Consider the following 20,565-nt stretch of genomic DNA (forward strand, 5'->3'; position numbering starts at 1 on the left):
GGCGTCGGCTCGATGGCTCAGCGTTTTTTTAGCGGCAGCGGCACCACGCTTTTCACGTCGCGCAGTCCGGCCGGCTCGGGCGGCAGGTAGCCCCAGTCGCCTTGCGACGCGGTCGCATCGTTTCGCGCCGCGTCCGGTCGATCGTCGGGCTGCCGGCGTGTGTGCGGTGGCGAACGGCCGTCGCGGTTACCGTCGCCGTCACCATTCGACTGCGACGTGCCTGACGACGGCGGCGTACCTGCATGACGCCGATGCCGCAGCACCGCGTCGGCCACGCGTTCGACATGCGGCACCGTCACCGCGTCGGCCTGTTCCAGCGCCGCGAGCGCGCGCGCGGCGCGCAGCATCACGAGGTCGGCGCGCAGGCCGTCGACGGCCGCGTCGATGCACAGCGCGCTGACGCGCGCGTGAACCGCGTCGTCGAAATCCAGCGTCGACAGTCGTGCCCGCGCCGCGTGGATCCGGTCGCCGAGCTCGCGCTGCGCGGCCGCGTGACGTGCACGGAACGCGTCCGGATCGAGATCGAACGCGAGGCGCGCCTTCACGATCTGCTCGCGCTGCGCGGCGTCGAAGCAGTTCTCGAGCTCGATCATCAGCCCGAAGCGGTCGAGCAGCTGCGGGCGCAGTTCGCCTTCCTCGGGATTCATCGTGCCGACCAGTACGAAGCGCGCGTCGTGCGCGTGCGACACGCCATCGCGCTCGATCACGTTCACGCCGCTCGCGGCGACGTCGAGCAGCGTATCGACGAGCCCGTCGGCGAGCAGGTTCACCTCGTCGACGTACAGCACGCCGCGATGCGCGCGCGCGAGCAGGCCCGGGCGAAAGCGCACGCCGTTTTCGGCGAGCGCATGCGCGAGATCGAGCGTGCCCGTGACCTGCTCGTCGCTCGCCGACAGCGGCAGCGTGACGAATGCCCCTTCGGGCAGCAGTTCGGCGAGCGCGCGCGCGGCGGTCGATTTCGCGGTGCCGCGCGGCCCGCTGACGAGCACGCCGCCGAGCGACGGGTCGATCGCCGCGAGCAGCAGCGCCTGCTGCAGCGGTTGCTGCGCGACCAGCGCCGCGAACGGGAACACCGCGCGTGCGCGATGCGTCGTCGGATCGGTCATCGCCGTCCCCCTTCCTGAAGTTGTTCGCTGTCGAGCCAGACCGCTTCGATCCGCTCGCGATAGTCGCCCGGCTGCTGCCACAGCCCGCGTTGCATCGCTTCGACGAAGCGTTCGCAGATGCCGTGCAGCGCCTTCGGGTTGTGGCGTTCGAGGAACGCGCGCGTGTCGTCGTCGAACAGGTATGCGTCGGCGACGAGCGCGTACTGGTGATCCGACAGCACGCGCGCGGTCGCGTCATAGCCGTACAGGTAGTCGACGGTCGCGGCCATTTCGGCCGCGCCCTTGTAGCCATGACGCTTCACGCCGTCGAGCCATTTCGGATTGACGACGCGCGAGCGGATCACGCGCGCGATTTCCTCGCGCAGCGTGCGCATCTTCGGCGCGACCGGGTTCGCATGGTCGCCGTGGTAGATGCTCGGCTGCTGCCCGGACAGGTGGCGCACGGCCGCCGTCATCCCGCCCTGGAACTGGTAGTAGTCGTTCGAGTCGAGGATGTCGTGTTCGCGGCTGTCCTGGTTCTGCACGACGACGTCGATCGTCGCGAGCCGCGCGCCGAACACGTCGGGCGCGGCGTCGCCCGCGCTGTTCTGCGCGTACGCATGGCCGCCCCACTGGCGGTAAGCGTCGGCGAGGTCGGCGTCGGTCTGCCAGCGGCGCTGGTCGATCAGGTCCTGCAGGCCGGCGCCGTAGCTGCCCGGCCGCGCGCCGAACACGCGCCAGCCGGCCCGGCGCCGCGCTTCGTCCGGCGCCACGCCCTGCTCGATCCATGTCGCGCGTTCGCGCTCGATGCGTGCGCGGATCGGGTTCAGTGCCTCGGGCTCGTCGAGCGCGGCCACGGCCTGCACGGCCGCGTCGAACAGGTGCATCAGGTTCGGGAACGCGTCGCGGAAGAAGCCCGACACGCGCAGCGTCACGTCGATGCGCGGCCGGTCGAAGATCTCGATCGGCAGGATCTCGAAGTCGGTCACGCGATGGCTGCCGTGCGCCCATTTCGGCCGCACGCCGATGAGCGCGAACGCCTGCGCGATATCGTCGCCGCCGGTGCGCATCGTGGCCGTCCCCCAGACCGACAGCCCGATCGCGCGCGGATAGTCGCCGTGATCCTGCAGATGGCGTTCGATCAGCTGCTGCGCGGATTTCAGCCCGAGCGACCAAGCGGCCTGCGTCGGCACCGCGCGCGTATCGACCGAATAGAAGTTGCGGCCCGTCGGCAGCACGTCGGGGCGGCCGCGCGACGGCGAACCGCTCGGCCCCGGCGGCACGAAGCGGCCGTCGAGCCCGCGCAGCAGCTGGCGCATTTCCTCGCCGCCGCACGCGTCGAGCGCGGGCAGCAGCGCCGTGCGAACGCGTTCGAGCACGGCGAGCGTGTGCGGCCATGCACCGGGCGGCGTCGCTTCGATGCCGGGATCGCCGCCGGCATGCGCGCACAACCCGTCCAGCCACTGCTGCGCGAACCGTTCGAGCCGCTCGCGCGTATCGCCCGCATGGCGCCACGGCGATGCGTCGAGCAGTTGCAGCGCGGCCGGCCGCGGGCCCGTCCACGGCGCGGCCCAGTCGGCCGCGAGCGGATCGAAATCGTCGCCGAGCGCGAGATCGCGCGCGAGCGCGCCGATCAGCCCCGCGCGTTCGCCCTTGCCGTCGCCGACCGGAAAACGCGCGAGCGCGAGCAGCGTGTCGCGCCGCTGACGATCGGCCGGCGATGCGCCGAACACGTGCAGCCCGTCGCGAATCTGCGCTTCCTTCAATTCGCACAGCCACGCGTCGACGCGCGTCAGCAGCGCATCTTCGTCGCCCGCATCGCGCGGCGGCGACACGCTCAGTTCGTCATGCAGCCGGTGTTCGGCGATCGTCGCGAGGATCGTCTTGCGCAGCAGCTTCGCGCGCCGCGCATCGACCATCAGCGCTTCGTAGTATTCGTCGACCTGCCGTTCGAGATCCTGCAGCGGGCCGTAGTTTTCCGCGCGCGTGAGCGGCGGCATCAGGTGATCGACGATCACCGCCTGCGCGCGGCGTTTCGCCTGGCTGCCCTCGCCCGGATCGTTGACGATGAACGGATACAGGTGCGGCAGCGGCCCGAGCGTCAGGTCGGGCCAGCACGCGTCGGACAGCGCGACGCTCTTGCCCGGCAGCCATTCGAGGTTGCCGTGCTTGCCGAGGTGGATGACCGCGTCGATGCCGAACGCATCGCGCAGCCAGAAATAGAACGCGAGGTACGCGTGCGGCGGCACGAGGTCCGCATCGTGGTAGCTCGCATAGTCGTTCTCGCCGCGCGAACGCGACGGCTGGATGCCGACGAACACGTTGCCCGCGCGCCAGCCGGCGATCGCGAAGCGCCCCTGCCGCAGCGTCGGGTCCGCTTCGGGCGGGCCCCAGCGTGCGTTCAGCGCGTCGCGCACGGCGGCCGGCAGCCGCGCGAAATGCGCGACGTAGTCGGCCAGCGCGAAACTCTGGAACGCCGGGCGCAATGCGCGCACGGCCGGATCGTTGGTCACGCCTTCGGTGAGCCGCGCGATCAGCGCGTCGCCGTCGGCCGGCAGGTCGGCCACGGCATAGCCGGCATCGCGCAGCGCCACGAGCACGCGCAGTGCGGACGCCGGCGTATCGAGCCCGACGCCGTTGCCGATCCGCCCTTCGCTTTGCGGATAGTTCGCGAGGATCAGCGCGATGCGCTTGTCGGCATTGTCGAGCGTGCGCAGCCGGCACCAGCCGCGCGCGAGCGCCGCGACGAATGCGATCCGTTCGGCGTCGGGCTGGTAACGCACGACGTCGACTTCGGTGTGCGGACAACGATACGCCAGCCCCTTGAAGCTCACCGCGCGCGTGACGATGCGCCCGTCGACTTCAGGCAACGCGATGTGCATCGCGATGTCGCGCGCGTGCAGCCCCTGGTTGTCGGCCACCCACGCGTCGCGGTTGCCGCCGGACAGGATCACCTGCAGCACCGGCGCGTCGCCCGCGAGCACGTCGGGCTCGGGGCTGTCGATCGCGCCGGCCGCGAAGGCCGTGGTGTTCAGCACGAGCGCGACGCCGTGCGTGTCGCAGAGCTGCGTGATGACCTCGCGGCTCACGGCGTCCTTCAATGACGTGACCGCGATCGGCAGCGGATTGAGTCCCTCGCGCACGAGTGCATCGGCCAGCGCGTCGAACACGGCGGTGTTCGCGGCCTGCCAGTGCGCGCGATAGAACAGGATCGCGACGACGGGCGCGCCGGGCGTCCAGCGCGCGCGCCAGTCGTCGACGCTCGCCGGGTCGCGCGCCGGGTGATACAGCGCGGCGGCCGGCAGCGGGCGCGGCGGCTCGGGTTCGTCGCCGAAGCCGAGCGTATGGAATGCGATGCTGCGCAGCAACGCTTCGGCGTTGTGCATTCCGCCTTCGCGCAGATAACGCCACCACAGCCGGCACAGGTCGGGCGCGACCGTGCTCTTCGCGACGAGGTTCGGGTCTTCCTGCAGGTCGCCGGAGAACATCGCGAGCCGTTGCCCGCGCTTGGACGCGAGCGACACGGCCTGTTCGATCCCGTACGGCCAGTACGCCTCGCCGCCGAGATGATCGATCACGACCGTCATCGCGTGACGCAGCACGTCGTCGACATAGAAATCGACCGACGCCGGCTGCCGCAGGAACGTGACGTTCGCGAGCCGCACGCTCGGAAAGCCGGCCGGCAGCTTCGGCACGACGCTGGCCAGCAGCGACAGCGTCGTGTCGGCCGAGCTCAGGATCACGATGTCGGCCGGCTGCTGGTCGATCCGGACGACACCCTGCGTATCGTCGACGAAGCCACCCGGCGTGGTGCGCAGCAGATGCATCGCGCGTTACGCCTGTTGCACGTCGGCCGCGCACGCGGCGTCGAACGCGCGCTGCAGCGCGGCTGCGTCGAGCTCCTCGCCGATCAGCACGAAGCGGCTCGCACGCGTTTCGCCGTCCTGCCAGCGACGGTCGAAATAGCTGTCGAAGCGGCGGCCGACGCCCTGGATCACGAGTCGCATCGGTGCGTCGGGCAGCGCCGCGAAGCCTTTCGCGCGGTAGATCGTGTGCGTCTCGACCACGCGCTGCAGCGCAGCGATCGTCGCCTCGCGCGACCCCGCGTCGCCCGACACCACCACCGAATCGAAATCGTCGTGATGGTGGTCGTGATCGCCGTCGTCGGCCGAGCCGTGATGGTCGTGCCGCAGATGGATCGTTTCCTCCGATGCAGATTCGAGGCCCAGCAGCATCGCGAGGTCGAGCTCGCCGCGCGTCGCGCGCACGATCTTCACCTGCGGCGGGATTTCCTCGCGGATCGCGGCTTCGACCGCGGCGAACTGCGCGTCGGCGACGAGGTCGGCCTTGTTCACGATCACGAGATCGGCGGACGACAGCTGGTCGGCGAACAGTTCGTGCAGCGGCGACTCATGGTCGAGATTTGGATCGGCGCGGCGCTGCGCGTCGACAGCCTGCGGGTTCTCGGCGAACTGGCCGCTCGCGGCGGCCGGCCCGTCGACGACGGTCACGACCGCGTCGACCGTGAAGCTGTTGCGGATCGTCGGCCAGTTGAAGGCCTGCACGAGCGGCTTCGGCAGCGCGAGGCCCGACGTCTCGATCAGCACGTGATCGATGTCGGCGCGGCGCTCGACGAGCGCTTCCATCACCGGATAGAACTCCTCCTGCACGGTGCAGCACAGGCAGCCGTTCGCGAGTTCGTACAGCTGGCCCGACGCTTCGCCCGGTGCGCCCTCCGCATCCTCGCAGCCGATCCCGCAGCCCTTGAGGATTTCGCCGTCGATGCCGAGTTCGCCGAATTCGTTGACGATCACCGCGATGCGGCGGCCTCCGGCGTGCTGCAGGATGTGGCGCATCAGCGTGGTCTTGCCGCTGCCGAGAAAGCCCGTGACGATCGTGACGGGAAGCTTGCGTAGGGTCATGGTGGGTCCTGTGTCGAAAAGGGAGTCAGGCCGAGAGCGTCACGTCGATCTCGTCGTAGCGTTTGATGCGGTAGATCGCGGCCGATACGATCCAGCACGCGAGGAACAGGCCGATCACGACGTAGCCGAGCATCCCGAAATGCGAGGCGACCATCGTCGAGAAATTCCACACCGGGCCCTGCAGCGAGAGTTTATCCGCGAGCAGCGCGAGCACCTCGATGCCGCCGATCAGCGCGGCAACCAGCACCGACACGAACGTGATCGTCATGTTGTAGTAGATCTTGCGGATCGGCCGCACGTATGCCCAGCGGTACGCGCCCATCATCAGGATGCCGTCGGTCGTGTCGACGAGCGTCATGCCGGCGGTGAACAGCACCGGCAACACCATCACCGACCAGAACGACAGGCCGCCCTGCACTTGCGTGGCCGAGATGCCGAACAGCGCGATTTCGGTCGCGGTATCGAAGCCGAAGCCGAACAGGAAGCCGACCGGATACAGGTGCCAGCTGCGCGACACGAGGCGGAACAGAGGCCGGAACAGGCGGGCCAGCACGCCGCGCTGGTTCATCAGCATGTCGAGGTCGGCGTCGACGATCGGCTCGCCGCGGCGGGCCGCGCGAAACGTCCGGTAGACGGAGATCAGGATCAGCAGGTTGGCGGCTGCGAGCACCAGCAGGAAGAATGCCGACACGCTCGTGCTGATCACGCCGCCCCAGGTCTTCATGCTCTCGAAGCGCGCGAGCGATGCCGCGGTCAGCGCGACCGCCACGGACATCACGATCACCACCGTCGAGTGGCCGAGCGAGAAGAACAGGCCCGCGCCGAGCGGGCTACGGCCCTCCTGCATCAGCTTGCGCGTGACATTGTCGATCGCGGCGATATGGTCGGCGTCGACCGCATGGCGCAGCCCGAACACGTAGGCGAGCAGCGCGGTACCCAGCAGCACGGGCTGGTCGCGAAACGCGACGAATGCCCAGATCCACGCGCCGGCGTTGAACGCGACGAGCAAAGAATAGATCGCGATGATTTTGCCGCGCAGCCCGGACGGGCTGTCGTTGAACAGACGGAAGAACGAGTCGAGCATGATGCTCCTTTGCGAACGGTCGACATGATGAATGCCAACACGGCCGTCGTCGGCCCGGCGCGCGGCGCCGGCCGTTCCTCGCCCCGGCCCGCGCGCAGCGGTTGACGGATCGGCGGAGGAAGCGGGCAACGCTCGGGCGTCCGGCGAACGGCGGCCGTGGACGATGCGCCGCCTCCCCGCGGCGCTGAACCCCAACGTTTCGGCCGGTATCCGGGCTGACGAACACGCCGCTTCGCCTTCCCGGATGCGCGGCATCCAGTGGCGGTCGTCCGCATGCGGCAGGCATGCGGCGAAGCGGCGCTGCATCGCGCTGGGCGCGACGCGTTCGCTTACCGTTGCGGGGGCAGCACAGGTTGGCTCGACTGCGGCGCAGGCAGGCTCCCTGTTTCCCGTTTAACTGCGCGCGCCGGAGGAGCGCGCGCGAGCACCGAAACGCGTGCGAGTGTAGGCGGCGGTGCGGGGAGCGTCAAGGCGGAACGGGCCGCCGCGGCGCGTTCGGCGTGGCCGCGCACCGTGCGGGGGCCGCTCGCGGCGCCCGCACGGCGGGTTCGCGCGGGCCGACCGCTGTGCTATCGTATGCGCCGCGTTCGGTGCTCGCATGCGTATTCCGCGCACGCAGTTAAACGGGAAACAGGAGGCGGAGGTCCGCCCGGCCTGTGCTGTCCCCGCAACGGTACGCCGCCCGCGCGCCGCGGTTCCCCCGCACGCGCCCAGGCCGCCCGCGATGCCACTGCCCTTCAGCGGGCGGGAAGGCTGCGGCCTGGCAAGCGGCCAGCCCGGATACCGGCCGACGCAAGGGGCGAGCCCGCTGCTCGCCGAACGCCCGATCCGCGGGGGACGGATGGGGTGCGCTTTCCGCCCGCGCTCGCGCGGGCTTTGCCCGATCCGTCATGCCTTGCCTGTCCGCCGGCCGCCGATGTGCCGCTCGCTGTCCCCTTTCCACCGCTACGACACGGTGTGCGCCGTGCCGCGTCCGATGAGCCGCGCCTGGCTCGTCGGCGCCGGCCCCGGCGACGCCGATCTGCTGACGCTGAAGGCCGTGCGCGCGATCGCCGCGGCCGACGTGCTGCTCGTCGACGATCTCGTGAACCCCGACGTATTGCGCCATGCGCGCGCCGACGCGCGTATCGAGCATGTCGGCAAGCGCGGCGGCCATGCGTCGACGCCGCAGCAAACGATCGTCGCCGCGATGCTCGCGCACCTGCGCGCGGGCCGCAGCGTCGCACGGCTCAAGGGCGGCGATCCGTTCGTGTTCGGCCGCGGCGGCGAGGAGTTGCTCGCGCTCGGTGCGGCGGGTTTCCCGGTCGAGGTCGTGAACGGCATCACGGCCGGGATCGCGGCCCCGGCCGCGCTCGGCATTCCGGTCACGCATCGCGGCGACGCGCAGGGCGTGATCTTCGTCACGGGCCACGGCGCGGGCGCCGACGAACCCGACTGGCGCGCGCTCGCCGCGACGCGGATGACGATCGTGATCTACATGGGCATACGCCGGCTCGACGCGATCGTGGCCGCGCTGCGTGACGGCGGCGTGCCCGGCGACACGCCGTGCGCGGCGATCGAGAACGCGACGCGCGATGCGCAGCGGCACGTGCTCGCGACGCTCGACACGGTCGTCGAACGCGTGGGCGCGACCGGTATCGGTTCGCCCGCGATCGTCGTGATCGGCCGCGTCGCGGCACTCGCCGACGATCCGGCGGTGCGCGCGGCGCTCGGCGGCCGCGCATGATGCGCGTCGCGCTCGGCGTCGGTTTCCGCGCCGGCGTGACGGCCGCGCAACTCGATGCCGCGATCCGCGCGGCGCTGGCGCACTACCCGGGCGCCGAGCCGGCCGTCGTCGCGACGCTCGCCGACAAGGCGCATGCCCGGCCGCTGCGCACGCTGTGCGCGCGCCGCGGCTGGCCGCTGGTTGCGTTCGACGCAGCGCAGCTCGCGCAGTGTCCCGAACCGGCATTGAGCGGCCCGTCGGCTGCCGCCCTCGCGCGTTTCGGCGTCGCGGGCGTGGCCGAGCCGTGCGCGCGGCTCGCGGCGCCCAATGGCCGGCTGCTCGGCCCCAAATCCATCCGGGACGGCGTGACGGTCGCGCTCGCCGGCCCGCTCTGAACCCTTTGTTTCGCTTTCGACAGGACGATTCCCGATGAAGACCGATGCCGAATCCCATCAGCGGATGACCGAACGCCGCCGCGCCGGCCATGAAAAGAAGCAGGCTGCCGCCACCCAGGAAAAGGGCCTGCTGATCGTCAACACCGGCAACGGCAAGGGCAAGAGCACGGCCGCGTTCGGCATGGCCGTGCGCGTGCTCGGCCATGGCATGCGGCTCGGCGTCGTGCAGTTCATCAAGGGCGCGCTGCACACGTCCGAGCGCGACTTCCTCGGCGCGGTCGCGGAATGCGACTTCGTGACGATGGGCGACGGCTATACGTGGAACACGCAGAATCGCGACGCCGACATCGCGACCGCGCGCAAGGGCTGGGACGAGGCGCGCCGGATGATCGAGAGCGGCGAGTACCGGATGGTGATCCTCGACGAGCTGAACACCGTGCTGAAGTACGAATACCTGCCGCTCGACGAAGTGCTCGCGACGATCGTCGCGCGGCCGGATTCGGTGCACGTCGTCGTCACCGGCCGGCATGCGCCCGATGCGCTGATCGATGCGGCCGACCTCGTCACCGAAATGCGGCTCGTCAAGCATCCGTACAAGGAGCAAGGCGTGAAGGCACAGCGCGGCGTGGAGTTCTGACCGATGCCGGCCTGCCCCGCGCTGTTCGTCAGCGCACCCGCGTCCGGCCAGGGCAAGACGTCGGTGACGGCCGGCCTCGCGCGGCTGCACCGGCGGCTCGGCCGGCGCGTGCGCGTGTTCAAGACCGGCCCGGATTTTCTCGATCCGATGCTGCTCGAACGCGCCAGCGGCGCCCCCGTGCATGCGCTCGACCTCGGGATGGTCGGGGAAGCCGGCTGCCGCGCGCTGCTCGCCGATGCGGCGCGCGACGCGGACCTGATCCTGATCGAAGGCGTGATGGGCTTGTTCGACGGCACGCCGAGCAGCGCCGATCTCGCGGCCGCGTTCGGCGTGCCGGTCGTCGCGGTGATTTCCGCGAAGGCGATGGCGCAGACGTTCGCGGCGATCGCGTTCGGGCTCGCGCGGTTCCGGCCGGAGGTGCCGTTTCACGGCGTGCTGGCGAACCGCGTCGGGTCGCCGCGACACGCGGAGCTGTTGCAGCAGGCGCTGCCGGACGACTTGCGCTGGCTCGGGCACGTGCCGGCCGATGCGGGCATCGCGCTGCCCGAGCGGCATCTCGGCCTGCACCAGCCGGCCGACATCGACGACCTCGATGCGCGGCTCGAGCGCGCGGCCGATGTGCTCGCGCGAACGGCGCTCGCCGAATTGCCGCCCGCCGTTGTGTTCGCCGAACCGGACGATTGCGCGCCGTTGCCGCGTGCGCTCGCCGGCAAGCGGATCGCGATCGCGCGCGATGCGGCGTTCTCGTTCATCTATCCGGCCAATCTCGCGCTGCTCGATGCGCTCGGTGCGCAGTTGCGGTTCTTTTCGCCGCTGGCCGACGAACCCGTGCCGGACGATTGCGATGCGCTGTTCCTGCCGGGCGGCTATCCGGAGCTGCATGCGGCGACGCTCGCGGCGAATGCCGTGACCGCGCGGACGATTCGCGCGCACGTGGCAGCCGGCCGCCCGATCGTCGCGGAATGCGGGGGGATGGTGTATCTGTGCGAATCGCTGACCGACGTGGACGGCGTGACGACGCCGCTGCTCGGGCTGCTGCCGGGCCATGCGACGATGCAGCGCCGGTTCGCGGCGCTCGGGATGCAGCAGCTGGACACGCGCACCGGGCCGATGCGCGGTCACACGTTTCATTACTCGCGGCTCGATACGCCGCTGGCGCCGGTGGCCGCCGCTGCCCGGCCCGATGGGGCGCCCGGCAGCGGTGAAGCCGTTTATCGCACGGGCGCGATCGTCGCGACGTACATGCACATGTACTGGCCGTCGAATCCGGAGATGGCGGTGGCGTTGTTCAGTGGGGACGTGTTCCAGTTCGACACATGCCGCAATTGAACCGAGACGGCGTGTCATACCGGAATGGCGGGCCGTTTCGGCATGATCGCACTGCGCGGTGCGCGTGATTACAGATGCCGCTCGATGTCCATTCGCTGATGCAGAATCCGGATGACATCGAGCGAGTCGTTCGTTTCGCGATAGAACACGACGTGTGAGCTCACTGCGTACCGGCAATAGCCATCGCGAACAACGCAAGTCCGGCCGACCTTTTCGCCGCGCGCCAGCGCTTCCATGGTTGCAATCGGATCGCGATGGTAGTGGTCTGCCTGCCCGATCGACCAATGCTTGGCGGTATCGCGCCAAATGTCTTCGAGATCGAGTTCGGCCAGAGGGGTCGATTGAAGCTGTCGACCTTTAACCGCCATGCGATCCCCGCACGCGCGTCAGGAACGCCTCGCTATCGAATGGCTTGGGCGCTCCCGAGGCTTCACCGGCCTTCAACGCTTCTTGCAACGCACGCACCTGCGTTTCGTGTGACTCGAGGAGCCGCGAACCGGCCCGTACGACATCGCTTGCAGAGCCATATCGCCCGGATTGCACTTTAGCATCGACGAATTCGGCAAAGTGGTCACCAAGGGAAACGGATGTGTTTCGGGGCATGGGTCACTCCTTTTCAAGGCAACCATCAGATACCAAAATTTGGTACACATTGCGTTCGGCCGGCGCGTCGGCTCACCGATGAGCGGCCCCGGACCTCACGCCGCACGCTCCGTCACGCCAGAAACGCCTCCGCCAGCTTGACCCAGTACGAGGCACCGGTCGGCAGTGCCGCGTCATTGAAGTCATAGCCAGGGTTGTGCACCATGCAGCCGCCCTCCCCGTCGCCATTGCCGATGATCAGGTAGCAGCCCGGCCGCTTCTCGAGCAGGAACGCGAAATCCTCGCTGCCGGTGAGCGGCACCATCCCGTCGATCAGGTTCGCGTCGCCGACCCACTCGCGCGCGACGCCGCGTGCGAATGCCGTCATCTCAGCATCGTTGACGAGTACCGGGTAGCGGCGCTGGTAGTCGATCGTCGCGGTTGCGCCGAACACCGCCGCCTGCGCATGAATGACCTCCTTGATGCGCGTCTCGAGCAGGTCGCGCACCTCGGGCCTCAGCGCGCGCACGGACAGGCGCATCTGCGCGCGGTCGGGAATCACGTTCGGCGCCTCGCCCGCGTGGATCGCGCCGACCGTGACGATCGCCATGTCGAGCGGCGATACGTTGCGCGACACGATCGTCTGCAGCGCGATGACGATTTGCGCGCACACGACGACCGGGTCGATCGCCTTGTGCGGCACCGCGCCGTGGCCGCCGCGCCCCTGCACGTCGACGATCACCGTGTCCGACGAGGCCATGAACGGCCCCGGCAGGAAGCCGAACTTGCCGGTCGGGAAGCCCGGCATGTTGTGCATCGCGAAGATCGCATCGCACGGGAACTGCTCGAACAGCCCGTCGTCGAGCATTTTCTTCGCGCCGCCGAGCCCTTCCTCGGCCGGCTGGAAAATCAGGTTCAGCGTGCCGGAAAAGCGGCGCTCGCGCGCCAGGTGCTTCGCGGCCGCGAGCAGCATCGCCGTATGGCCGTCGTGACCGCACGCATGCATCTTGCCGGGAATCGTGCTCTGGTACGGCAGGCCGGTCGACTCATGGATCGGCAGCGCGTCCATGTCGGCGCGCAGGCCGAGGCGCTGCGTGCCGCTGCCGACCTTCAACTGCGCGACGACGCCCGTGCCGCCGAGCCCGCGATGCACCGTATAGCCCCACGCCTGCAACTGCCCGGCGACGAGGTCGCTCGTCGCGAATTCCTCGAAGCCCAGTTCGGGGTGGGCATGAATGCGGTGGCGGATCTCGATCATTTCGTCGGCGAGGCCTGCGGGGATCACGCTGTGCGTCACGGTGTCGTCTCCTGGGTTCGATGGGGAATGTGCAGGCAAGGATAGTCGGTTGGACGGCAACCGGACAGACATAAAGTCGTCGTGGCGACAACCTGGAGTTGCCGGTCGATCAGGGTGGCACGCGACGAATCGCCCGACGGGAGGAAACCGGCCATCCGGGTGACTGCCGCGCCCGATCAGGATTCGCGACACTGTGTGTTCGGTGTCGATTTTTCAGGTGGGAGCGATCGTTGATTGCCATGCGTCATTCGGAAATAACTCCGTCACATCAACGGTTTGAGCGTATTTGTTCATTTTTTGACGGTTGTACATTTTTTGTGTACGCTGATGAAAAAGTGAACAAGCGATCCGCCCCGATGCCCGAGAACGCCACCCTGCCGATATCGGAACAGCACGTGCTCGACGAAGCCTGCGCCGCGTTCGAACGCGCGACCCGGCGCTTCGACGCACGGCCCGTGCGCGTGCCGGCCGCCTACCACGCGCATGCCGACGCAATGATTCGCTTCGGCATTGCCGGGCAGACCTTCGAGATGCCGGCGGTTGTGAGCGTCGGTGTCGAATCGCTGCAAGGCGCGCTCGCCGCGTTACGCCGCCGCGCTACCCCGACGCCCGGCGAGCGGCCGCTGATGCTGGTCGCGCCGTATTTTTCCGCCGAACTGGCCGCCCGCCTGATCGAGCACGAGATCCCGTATCTCGATACCGCCGGCAATGCGTGCCTGATCCAGCCGGAGGCGACCGTGATGATCTCCGGCCGGCCGAAACCTGCACGCACGCCGCGCCGGCCGGCATCGCGCGCGACAACGCCCAAGGGGCTCGCCGTGATGTTCGCGCTCGCGACGCAACCAGGCCTCGTCGCGCAACCGCTCCGGGCGATCGCCGCTGCGTCGGGCGTCGCGCTCGGCACGGTCAATCTCGCGATGGACGACCTGATCGCACGCGGCCTCGTCGCGCAGCGGCGCAACGGCGAACGCGTGTTTCCCGACTGGCCGGGCTTCGTGCGGGAATGGGTCGCGCTGTACCCGAGCCGCCTGCGCGCGAAACTGCCGAGCCGGCGGTTTGCCGCGCTCGCGCCCGACTGGTGGCGCGGCTTCGATTTCGCGGCGTTCGACGCGCGGCTCGGCGGCGAACCCGCGGCCGACCTGCTGACGCACGACCTGAAGCCGGCCGCGATCACCGTCTATACGCACGGCGCCGTGTCGAACCGCCTGCTGCTCCAGGCGCGCCTGCGCCCGGACGAGCGCGGCGACGTCGAGCTGCTCGAAGCATTCTGGCCGCCGTCGCCGGCGCTCGACTGGCGCGAGCAGGACGTGCCGCTCGTGCCGCCGCTGCTGATCTACGCGGATCTCGTCTCGTCCGGGGACAGCCGCAATCTCGCCGCCGCCGAACACCTCCATGACCGATACCTCGCCCACCCGCCCGCTTGAAGTCGACGCGCGCCGGCCGCTCGAGCCGGCGGCGGTCGCGCTGCTGCAGGCGGTCCGTGCGGCCTGCGCGCCACTCGACGCGGCATTCGTCGTCGCCGGCGCAACCGCGCGCGACATCCTGATGTGGCATGTCCACGGCATCCGGCCAGTGCGTGCGACGCGCGACGTCGACATCGCGGTGTGCGCGGTGAGCTGGCCGTTTCACGAACGGCTCGTCGAGGCGCTTGTCGCGACCGGACAATTCGCGCGCGCGCCGAAGCATCAGCAGAAACTGCTGTTCGACAGCGGAACGCAAGGCTTTCGCACGGAGCTCGATCTCGTGCCGTTCGGGCCGCTCGAAGCGCCGCCCGGCGAAATCGCGTGGCCGCCGGGCGGCGATGTCGTGCTGAACGTGCTGGGCTTTCAGGAGGCGGTCGATACCGCGCTGGCCGTGTCGATCGGGGCCGGCATCGCGGTGCCGGTGGCGAGCCTGCCTGCCCTTGCGCTGTTGAAGCTGCTTGCGTGGAAGGACCGGCGCGCGCGCCAGAACAGCGACGCATACGACCTGCTGTTCCTGCTCACGCATTTTCACGACGCGGGCAATCGCGAGCGCATCTGGGACGTTGCGCCCGACCTGCTCGAGCGGCACGGCTTCCAGCCGGAGCTGGCGGCGGCGGCGCTGCTGGCGCGCGATGCGAAGCGGATTGCTGCGCCGCAGACGCACGATGCGATCCGCGCGCTGTTATCCGACGACGCGACTTACGCGACGCTCGGGCAGGATCTGCAGGCCCGCGCGTTCGCGCTGCTGCCGGGCGAATTCAGCGATGACGCCGACCGGTATCTCGACGCATTCCGTGGCGCTTTCCTCGCGGATCCGCCCGTGCCCCGCACCTGACGTGCGATCGCGCGACGGCAACGCCATCGCGCATTCCCGGCGCTAGGCGGAGGCTGCCCAGTCTTCGAGCGACAACCCCGCGACGCGGCTGAACTCGCGACGATTGTTCGTGACGAGCACGGCCCCGGCCGCGATCGCGTGACCGGCGATCGACGCATCGTTCGCGCCGATCGGCGTGCCGCGTGCGGCTAGGTCGATGCGAATCGCCGCTGTTGCATCGACCGCCGCGGTATCCCACGACAGCACGCCGTCCAGCCGCGCGACAAAGGCCGTCACGAGTTCCGCATGCTTCGGCGATGCCTTTCTGCCGATCGCGCCGAACCGCATTTCGGCATAGGTAATCGCCGACACGACGATCCGGTGCTGCGCATTGACGCACGACTGCAACCGGGACAACACCACGGGCGGCCGCTCGCGCATGATGAACGAACAGATATTCGTATCGAGCATGTAAAGCGTGGTCACCGGCCCGACTCCGTCGGTGCGTCGTCATCGGCACCGGACAGGTCGAAACGGCCGGATTCGACGACAGCCGGGCGCTCGACGAGGAAATCGGCATCGGCCAGCGGTTCACTTGCGAACGACAGCCACGTCGGCCGCACCGGACGCAGCAGCAGCGTGTCGCCCTCGCGGCGGATTTCGAGTTCCGTCACACCCTCGAATTCCATGTCCTTCGGGATGCGGATTGCCTGGTTACGGGCGTTCTTGAAAATGGAAACGGTGCGCATGAGCCACTCCATGGGAGTACGATGCGCCCATTCTAGACATATGCCAGCATATGTCAATGTTGGGGAGCATGGATCGGGAATCGCGCCCGATGCCGTCGCGGGTGTGCTTGCCATGTTTTCGTGACCTGTCGGCGATGAGGGAGCGGTCCATTCTTCCTCATGCTGCTCGCCCGATCCATATCCCGAACGGCCGATGCCCGCCCCCTTCTCGCCGCGCGAAACGTCGACGCTTGCAAATCGACACATCGACACATCGACGCTTCGCGCACCCGTCCCGTCACGGCAACCGGAAAGTGTCGAAGAATGTCTCGCGCGCCATCACGGTGAGCGCCGCGCGCTTGTGCGGGAAGTCGAACTCCTTCAGCGTATGGAACCCGAGCCGGTGCATGTATGCGATATGGCGCACGTGATCGACGCGCGGCTCGCCGACGAGCCGCTGCGTGCGCGGTTCGTCGACGAACATGTAGTGCAGCACCCCGCTCCACCATGCATGCAGCTTGCCCGCGCTCTGGAAGCGCGAGTCGCCGATCAGCAGGTGCAGCCCGCGATCGTAGTCATGCGCGTCGTAGAACGGTGCGAGGCGGTCCTCCTTCGCCCAGTAGAACTCGAAATAGCCGAACGGCGTGTCGTCGAAATAGCCGATCATCGGATGCATGTGCGGATCGGCGAGCCGCTCCGCGAGATACGCGGCGTGCTCGTCGCGCGTGCCGCGCTGATCCCAGAAATGCGCGACGCGATCGAGGTTCATCCAGTCGCTGAACAGCTGCGCATGCGCAGCGATGTCGACGGTGCGCAGGCTGAACGTCATCCCGACCTGCGGCATGTCGCGCGCATAGATCTCGCCGGCCGGCGACGGCGGCCGCACCGGATGCCGATGACCGTTCGTGATCGTGTAGCGCAGCGGCATCCCGCCCGACGCGGGTGCCTTCAGCCACGGCCGCGGGTTCTGCCAGAACGTCGCGCGCGACGCGCTCAGGCGCAGCCGGTCGCCCGCGACCTGCGCGTCGTCGATCACGCCTTCGCGCACCGCGCGGTCGACGTACGACGCGACGGCCGCCGGAGCCGCGCCATCGAGCGGCACCGATACCGTCGCCGCGTCGTGCCGCGTGTCCGTGTTGAACAGCGCGACGAATTCCGCGAGCAGCGCGGCCGGCGGATCGTCGGGCCGCCACGCGTCGAGCGTGCGCTCGACGGCGGGCGGCTCCTGCTCTTGCGCGGCACCGTCGAGTGCCGCGGCCACCTCGCCTTCGACCGCGTCTGTCGCGTTGGCCGGTTTGGTCAGCGTGTCTTCCATCACAGTGCTCCCGCGTCGTGGCGATCGGCGAGGATGTGAAGCCCCCGCTCGAGCGCCGGAAACAGGCTGCGCTGGAAGTTGTTCCAGCGCAGTTCGAGAATCGTGTCGTCCGGCGCGATCGGCGTGTCGAGCACGTCGCAGATCACCTCGCCGGAATCGATGCCGTTGTCGACGTAGTGGAACGATGCGCCGGTCATCGTCACGGGTTCGATGCGCGAGGTCGCGCCGCTTGCCCAGTCGACCCGCTCGCCGCGCGCGCCGTGCAGCGCGTCGAGCGTCGCCCACGCGCCGCGCCGCTGGTACGGCGAATCGTCGGCCGTGATGCCGGGGTGGATGTTCGCGATGCGGCGGTGAAAGCGCGCGCCGGGACGCACGAGCTCGTCGACGATCACGAGCAGCCCGTCGAGCACGACCACGTCGGCGTCGAGTTCGAGCAGGCGTTCGAGCAGGCGGCGCTCGAACGCCTGCTTGCCCGTCACGCGCTCGCGTGCGTCGCGCGGCAGCCGGCGGTACGTCGACGCAATCGTGCAGAACAGTTCGTCGACCGGCCGGCCCTGCACCGTCAGCCCGTCGGGCAGGATCCACGGGCGGCCCGGCGTGCGCGCGAAGCCGTAGTCGGCGACCTTCGCGCGGTCGGCCGGCGAGCCTTCGTCGTCGTCGACGATCACGCCCTGGAGCGCATAGCGTTCGCCGAGCGGCGAGTCGTTCAGGCGCTCGACGAGGAATTCGAGCGGCGCCTTCATGTAGCGCGTGCCGCCCTGGTAAGCGACCGGCTGGCCGGCGCGATCGGCCGCGCCGTTGCGCAGCGACTGGATGTAGACGAGATTTTTCTTCGGCATGGAGGCGTCGTGGAAAGAGCGGACGACGGCGCCGCGGTCCGCCCGCACCGGCCCGAAGGCCGGCGGGCGCGCCGCGGCGCGCGGCGTCACCAGTTGTATTTCGCGGTGGCGATCACCGTGCGGTCGGTACCGAAAATGCAGACGTTCGTCGACTGGCAACCGCTGATGTAGTGACGGTTGAACAGGTTCGTCCCGTTTACGGCAAAGCGCCAGTTACGTGTGTCGTAGTGCACGCCCGCGTCGAACAGCGTGACGCTCGATACCGTCAACGAATTGTCGGCCGCGCCGGCCGACGCGCTCTGGTAGCGAATGCCGCCGCCGAGGCCGAGGCCCGCGAGCGGCCCCGTGTGCCACGTCCAGTCGGTCCACAGAGACGCCATCTGGCGCGGCCGCGGAATGTCGACCGGCCAGTTGTTCAGCGATGCGTCGTTGGCCTTCACGTTCTTCACGTCCTGGTAGACGTACGACGCGATCAGCGACAGGTTTCGCGTGAGCTTGCCGGTCGCGCTCAGTTCGATCCCGCGCGAACGCACTTCGCCCGTCTGCACGGACTTCGTGCCGGTATCGTCGAGATCGGTCGGCGCCGGCGTGAGTACGTTGGTCTGGTTGATCTGGTAGATCGCCGCGTTCAGCATCAGGTTCCGGCCGGCCGGCTGCCAGCGCAGGCCGGCCTCGATCTGCTTGCCGCGCGTCGGCTGCGGCAGGCCGCCGCCGAGCAGGTTCACGCCGATCAGCGGGTTGAACGACGTCGCGTAGCTGATGTACGGCGACAGCCCGTAGTCGCCCTGGTACGTCAGGCCGACACGGCCGGTAAACGCCGTGACGTCGGCCTTCGACTGCGTGCCGCCCGCGCGGTCGTCCATTCGCATGTCGACCCAGTCCTCGCGGCCGCCGAGCGTCAGCGTCCAGCGGTTCCACTTGATCTGGTCCTGCGCGTACAGGCCGAAGGTGTTCATCGTCGTGTACGTGTTGGTGCGGAACGTCGAGTCCGGATTGAACACCGACGTCGTCACCGGCAGGTAGACCGGGTTGTAGATGTTCAGCGGCGGCGCGGCGGCGAGCCATTCGCTGTCGGTCGCGGTCTGCCGGTTGTACTGGAAGCCGAGCAGCAGCGTGTGCTCGAGCGGGCCCGTGCCGAAGCGGCCCTGCACGTTGTTGTCGATGTCGAAGCGGCTGTAGTTCATCTGGAACACGCCGGCCCAGCGCGACACGTCGGTCAGGCTGCCGTCGACGAAGCCGTTGCCGAACACCGATCCGTTGTCGAGCGACAGGTGCATCCAGCGCACGTTCTGCCGGAACGTCCACATCGGGTTCAGGTTCCGCTCGAACTGATAGCCGAGCGACCACTGCTTCTTGCGGTAGTAGTTGAAGTCGCCGTCGCCTTCGTACACGTCCTTGTTGATCTGCCCGTTCGGGTTCGGCAGCACGGTGCCCTGTGCGGGCAGGAAGTTCGACGAGATGTCGCCCCAGTCCTGCAGGTACGTGGCGGACAGCGTCAGCGACGTATCCGCGTCCGGGCGCCAGCGGAACGACGGCGCGAGCGCGACGCGCTGGTCGTTGTTCGGGCCCGTCAGCGCGTTGCCGTCGCGTGCGACACCGACGAATCGGTACGCATATTTGCCGTCCGCATCGAGCTTGTCGCCGACGTCGATCATGAACTGCTTGCGCGCATAGTTGCCGAACTGCACGCCGGCTTCGCGCACGCGCTCGCCGTCGGCCGTCTTGGTCTGCACGTCGATGATCGCACCCGGATCGCCCGCGCCGTACAGCACCGACGTCGGCCCACGCAGCACGGTAATGCTGTCGATCATGTACGGATCGACGCGCCAGCTCGCCAGGTTGATCGTGTTCGGCACCTGCAGTCCGTTCACGTACGCGGTCGGCGTGAAGCCGCGCAGCGCCGCGTACCAGTCGGAACGGTTGTCCGAGCCGTACGACGAGAAGCCCGGCACGTAGCGCAGCGCCGCGTTCACGTCGGTCGCACCGGTCATCTCGATCTGCTGCGCGGTGACGACGTTGATCGTCTGCGGGATTTCATTGATCGCGGTGTCGGTCTTCGTGCCGCTGCGGCTGCGCTTCGCGACGAGCCCGACCGTGCCGTCGCCTTCGGAGCCCGCGTTGACGTTGATCGCCGGCAGCGCGCCGGACGTCGAGCCATTCGGCGCGCTGGCCGCCTTACTGGCCGCCACACCATTCTGCGTACTGCCGGCCGACGCCGCGGCGCCTGCGTTCACGGCCGGTGCCGTCTGGGCGAATGCGTGCCCTGCCGCCATCCCGAACGCCACGCTCGCCGCGGCTGCGATCGCACGCACACGCGTGCCTGTTGCCCACTCCATCTTTCTCTGCTCCACTTTTTCGATGCGGTCTCCG

At 68.9% G+C, this 20,565-nt stretch carries 18 protein-coding genes and 2 riboswitches; of the genes, 6 read left to right on the plus strand and 12 right to left on the minus strand.

Translation table 11 applies throughout. From position 1 onward, the window contains the following. Positions 1–17 precede the first annotated feature (17 nt). From DIE06_RS10465 to DIE06_RS10480, 4 genes are read right to left on the minus strand one after another with little or no spacing between them, the layout of a single operon-like run. Positions 18–1,106 (minus strand): ATP-binding protein, encoded by a 1,089-nt coding sequence (locus DIE06_RS10465; protein WP_124661356.1) that lies wholly within the window; start codon positions 1,104–1,106, stop codon positions 18–20. Continuing rightward, the gene (gene cobN / locus DIE06_RS10470) at positions 1,103–4,912 is read right to left on the minus strand and encodes a cobaltochelatase subunit CobN (protein ID WP_124661357.1); all 3,810 of its coding nucleotides are present in this window, start codon (positions 4,910–4,912) and stop codon (positions 1,103–1,105) included. Before cobN ends, DIE06_RS10465 begins: the two co-directional genes overlap by 4 nt. Positions 4,913–4,918: 6 nt before the next feature. After that, a complete protein-coding gene (gene cobW / locus DIE06_RS10475; protein ID WP_124661358.1) occupies positions 4,919–6,007 on the minus strand; it encodes a cobalamin biosynthesis protein CobW in 1,089 nt (362 codons plus the stop codon). Between the two features lie 25 nt (positions 6,008–6,032). After that, the gene (locus DIE06_RS10480; protein ID WP_124661359.1) at positions 6,033–7,091 is read right to left on the minus strand and encodes a HoxN/HupN/NixA family nickel/cobalt transporter; all 1,059 of its coding nucleotides are present in this window, start codon (positions 7,089–7,091) and stop codon (positions 6,033–6,035) included. A 183-nt stretch (positions 7,092–7,274) separates the two neighbouring features. Next, positions 7,275–7,538: riboswitch (cobalamin riboswitch) on the minus strand. A 124-nt stretch (positions 7,539–7,662) separates the two neighbouring features. Further along, positions 7,663–7,898: riboswitch (cobalamin riboswitch) on the plus strand. 109 nt (positions 7,899–8,007) lie between these two features. Between DIE06_RS10480 and cobA the strand changes: the two genes are divergently transcribed. Genes cobA through DIE06_RS10500 form a run of 4 tightly spaced genes read left to right on the plus strand, consistent with a single transcriptional unit; the run spans position 8,008 to position 11,157 of the window. Further along, positions 8,008–8,817 carry a uroporphyrinogen-III C-methyltransferase gene (gene cobA / locus DIE06_RS10485; protein WP_124661360.1) on the plus strand — a complete coding sequence of 270 codons (810 nt, stop codon included), beginning with the start codon at positions 8,008–8,010 and terminating at the stop codon, positions 8,815–8,817. Further along, positions 8,814–9,191, plus strand: a complete 378-nt coding sequence (locus DIE06_RS10490; RefSeq protein ID WP_124661361.1) for a cobalamin biosynthesis protein — start codon at positions 8,814–8,816, stop codon at positions 9,189–9,191. The genes cobA and DIE06_RS10490 overlap by 4 nt, the downstream gene beginning before the upstream one ends. Before the next feature lie 34 nt (positions 9,192–9,225). Then, on the plus strand, positions 9,226–9,828 hold the full coding sequence (gene cobO, locus DIE06_RS10495; RefSeq protein ID WP_124661362.1) for a cob(I)yrinic acid a,c-diamide adenosyltransferase: 603 nt from the start codon (positions 9,226–9,228) through the stop codon (positions 9,826–9,828). Positions 9,829–9,831: 3 nt separating this feature from the next. Next, positions 9,832–11,157, plus strand: a complete 1,326-nt coding sequence (locus DIE06_RS10500; RefSeq protein ID WP_124661363.1) for a cobyrinate a,c-diamide synthase — start codon at positions 9,832–9,834, stop codon at positions 11,155–11,157. A 68-nt stretch (positions 11,158–11,225) separates the two neighbouring features. On the opposite strand, the gene DIE06_RS10505 is transcribed toward DIE06_RS10500, so the two are convergent. The 3 genes from DIE06_RS10505 to DIE06_RS10515 all read right to left on the minus strand — a co-directional run bounded on the left by DIE06_RS10505 (position 11,226) and on the right by DIE06_RS10515 (position 13,036). Continuing rightward, positions 11,226–11,525, minus strand: coding sequence for a type II toxin-antitoxin system RelE/ParE family toxin (locus DIE06_RS10505; RefSeq protein ID WP_124661364.1), 300 nt, complete (start codon positions 11,523–11,525; stop codon positions 11,226–11,228). Next, a complete protein-coding gene (locus tag DIE06_RS10510) occupies positions 11,515–11,760 on the minus strand; it encodes a type II toxin-antitoxin system ParD family antitoxin (RefSeq protein ID WP_124661365.1) in 246 nt (81 codons plus the stop codon). The genes DIE06_RS10505 and DIE06_RS10510 overlap by 11 nt, the downstream gene beginning before the upstream one ends. A gap of 112 nt (positions 11,761–11,872) precedes the next feature. Then, on the minus strand, positions 11,873–13,036 hold the full coding sequence (locus DIE06_RS10515; RefSeq protein WP_124661366.1) for a M20 aminoacylase family protein: 1,164 nt from the start codon (positions 13,034–13,036) through the stop codon (positions 11,873–11,875). Positions 13,037–13,392: 356 nt separating this feature from the next. On the opposite strand from DIE06_RS10515, the gene DIE06_RS10520 reads away from it, so the two are divergent. Both DIE06_RS10520 and DIE06_RS10525 read left to right on the plus strand, forming a co-directional pair. Beyond that, entirely contained in the window at positions 13,393–14,460 is a 1,068-nt protein-coding gene (locus DIE06_RS10520) for a type IV toxin-antitoxin system AbiEi family antitoxin (protein WP_124661367.1), read from the plus strand. Beyond that, a complete protein-coding gene (locus DIE06_RS10525) occupies positions 14,429–15,334 on the plus strand; it encodes a nucleotidyl transferase AbiEii/AbiGii toxin family protein (RefSeq protein WP_124661368.1) in 906 nt (301 codons plus the stop codon). The genes DIE06_RS10520 and DIE06_RS10525 overlap by 32 nt, the downstream gene beginning before the upstream one ends. A 42-nt stretch (positions 15,335–15,376) precedes the next feature. Here the strand turns inward: DIE06_RS10525 and DIE06_RS10530 are convergent, their stop codons facing one another. The 5 genes from DIE06_RS10530 to DIE06_RS10550 all read right to left on the minus strand — a co-directional run bounded on the left by DIE06_RS10530 (position 15,377) and on the right by DIE06_RS10550 (position 20,531). Continuing rightward, on the minus strand, positions 15,377–15,799 hold the full coding sequence (locus tag DIE06_RS10530; protein WP_124661369.1) for a PIN domain-containing protein: 423 nt from the start codon (positions 15,797–15,799) through the stop codon (positions 15,377–15,379). Next, positions 15,796–16,062, minus strand: coding sequence for a type II toxin-antitoxin system VapB family antitoxin (vapB, locus tag DIE06_RS10535; RefSeq protein ID WP_124661370.1), 267 nt, complete (start codon positions 16,060–16,062; stop codon positions 15,796–15,798). The genes DIE06_RS10530 and vapB overlap by 4 nt, the downstream gene beginning before the upstream one ends. Before the next feature lie 277 nt (positions 16,063–16,339). Then, a complete protein-coding gene (locus DIE06_RS10540; protein WP_124661371.1) occupies positions 16,340–17,356 on the minus strand; it encodes a GNAT family N-acetyltransferase in 1,017 nt (338 codons plus the stop codon). After that, a complete protein-coding gene (locus DIE06_RS10545; protein ID WP_124661372.1) occupies positions 17,356–18,195 on the minus strand; it encodes a formyltransferase family protein in 840 nt (279 codons plus the stop codon). Before DIE06_RS10545 ends, DIE06_RS10540 begins: the two co-directional genes overlap by 1 nt. An 86-nt stretch (positions 18,196–18,281) precedes the next feature. After that, positions 18,282–20,531, minus strand: coding sequence for a TonB-dependent siderophore receptor (locus DIE06_RS10550; protein ID WP_124661373.1), 2,250 nt, complete (start codon positions 20,529–20,531; stop codon positions 18,282–18,284). Between the last annotated feature and the right edge of the window lie 34 nt (positions 20,532–20,565).

This window comes from Burkholderia sp. Bp8998, assembly GCF_003854235.1.
GTDB lineage: Bacteria > Pseudomonadota > Gammaproteobacteria > Burkholderiales > Burkholderiaceae > Burkholderia.

Excerpts from the sequence above, each read along its gene's own strand:
- DIE06_RS10520 (WP_124661367.1), top strand. The coding sequence starts at position 13,393 with ATGCCCGAGAACGCCACCCTGCCGATATCGGAACAGCACGTGCTCGAC.
- DIE06_RS10490 (WP_124661361.1), top strand. The coding sequence starts at position 8,814 with ATGATGCGCGTCGCGCTCGGCGTCGGTTTCCGCGCCGGCGTGACGGCC.
- DIE06_RS10500 (WP_124661363.1), top strand. The coding sequence starts at position 9,832 with ATGCCGGCCTGCCCCGCGCTGTTCGTCAGCGCACCCGCGTCCGGCCAG.
- DIE06_RS10545 (WP_124661372.1), bottom strand. The coding sequence starts at position 18,195 with ATGCCGAAGAAAAATCTCGTCTACATCCAGTCGCTGCGCAACGGCGCG.
- cobW (WP_124661358.1), bottom strand. The coding sequence starts at position 6,007 with ATGACCCTACGCAAGCTTCCCGTCACGATCGTCACGGGCTTTCTCGGC.
- DIE06_RS10540 (WP_124661371.1), bottom strand. The coding sequence starts at position 17,356 with ATGGAAGACACGCTGACCAAACCGGCCAACGCGACAGACGCGGTCGAA.
- cobN (WP_124661357.1), bottom strand. The coding sequence starts at position 4,912 with ATGCATCTGCTGCGCACCACGCCGGGTGGCTTCGTCGACGATACGCAG.
- DIE06_RS10465 (WP_124661356.1), bottom strand. The coding sequence starts at position 1,106 with ATGACCGATCCGACGACGCATCGCGCACGCGCGGTGTTCCCGTTCGCG.
- vapB (WP_124661370.1), bottom strand. The coding sequence starts at position 16,062 with ATGCGCACCGTTTCCATTTTCAAGAACGCCCGTAACCAGGCAATCCGC.
- DIE06_RS10480 (WP_124661359.1), bottom strand. The coding sequence starts at position 7,091 with ATGCTCGACTCGTTCTTCCGTCTGTTCAACGACAGCCCGTCCGGGCTG.
- DIE06_RS10550 (WP_124661373.1), bottom strand. The coding sequence starts at position 20,531 with ATGGAGTGGGCAACAGGCACGCGTGTGCGTGCGATCGCAGCCGCGGCG.
- DIE06_RS10505 (WP_124661364.1), bottom strand. The coding sequence starts at position 11,525 with ATGGCGGTTAAAGGTCGACAGCTTCAATCGACCCCTCTGGCCGAACTC.
- cobO (WP_124661362.1), top strand. The coding sequence starts at position 9,226 with ATGAAGACCGATGCCGAATCCCATCAGCGGATGACCGAACGCCGCCGC.
- cobA (WP_124661360.1), top strand. The coding sequence starts at position 8,008 with ATGTGCCGCTCGCTGTCCCCTTTCCACCGCTACGACACGGTGTGCGCC.
- DIE06_RS10525 (WP_124661368.1), top strand. The coding sequence starts at position 14,429 with ATGACCGATACCTCGCCCACCCGCCCGCTTGAAGTCGACGCGCGCCGG.
- DIE06_RS10510 (WP_124661365.1), bottom strand. The coding sequence starts at position 11,760 with ATGCCCCGAAACACATCCGTTTCCCTTGGTGACCACTTTGCCGAATTC.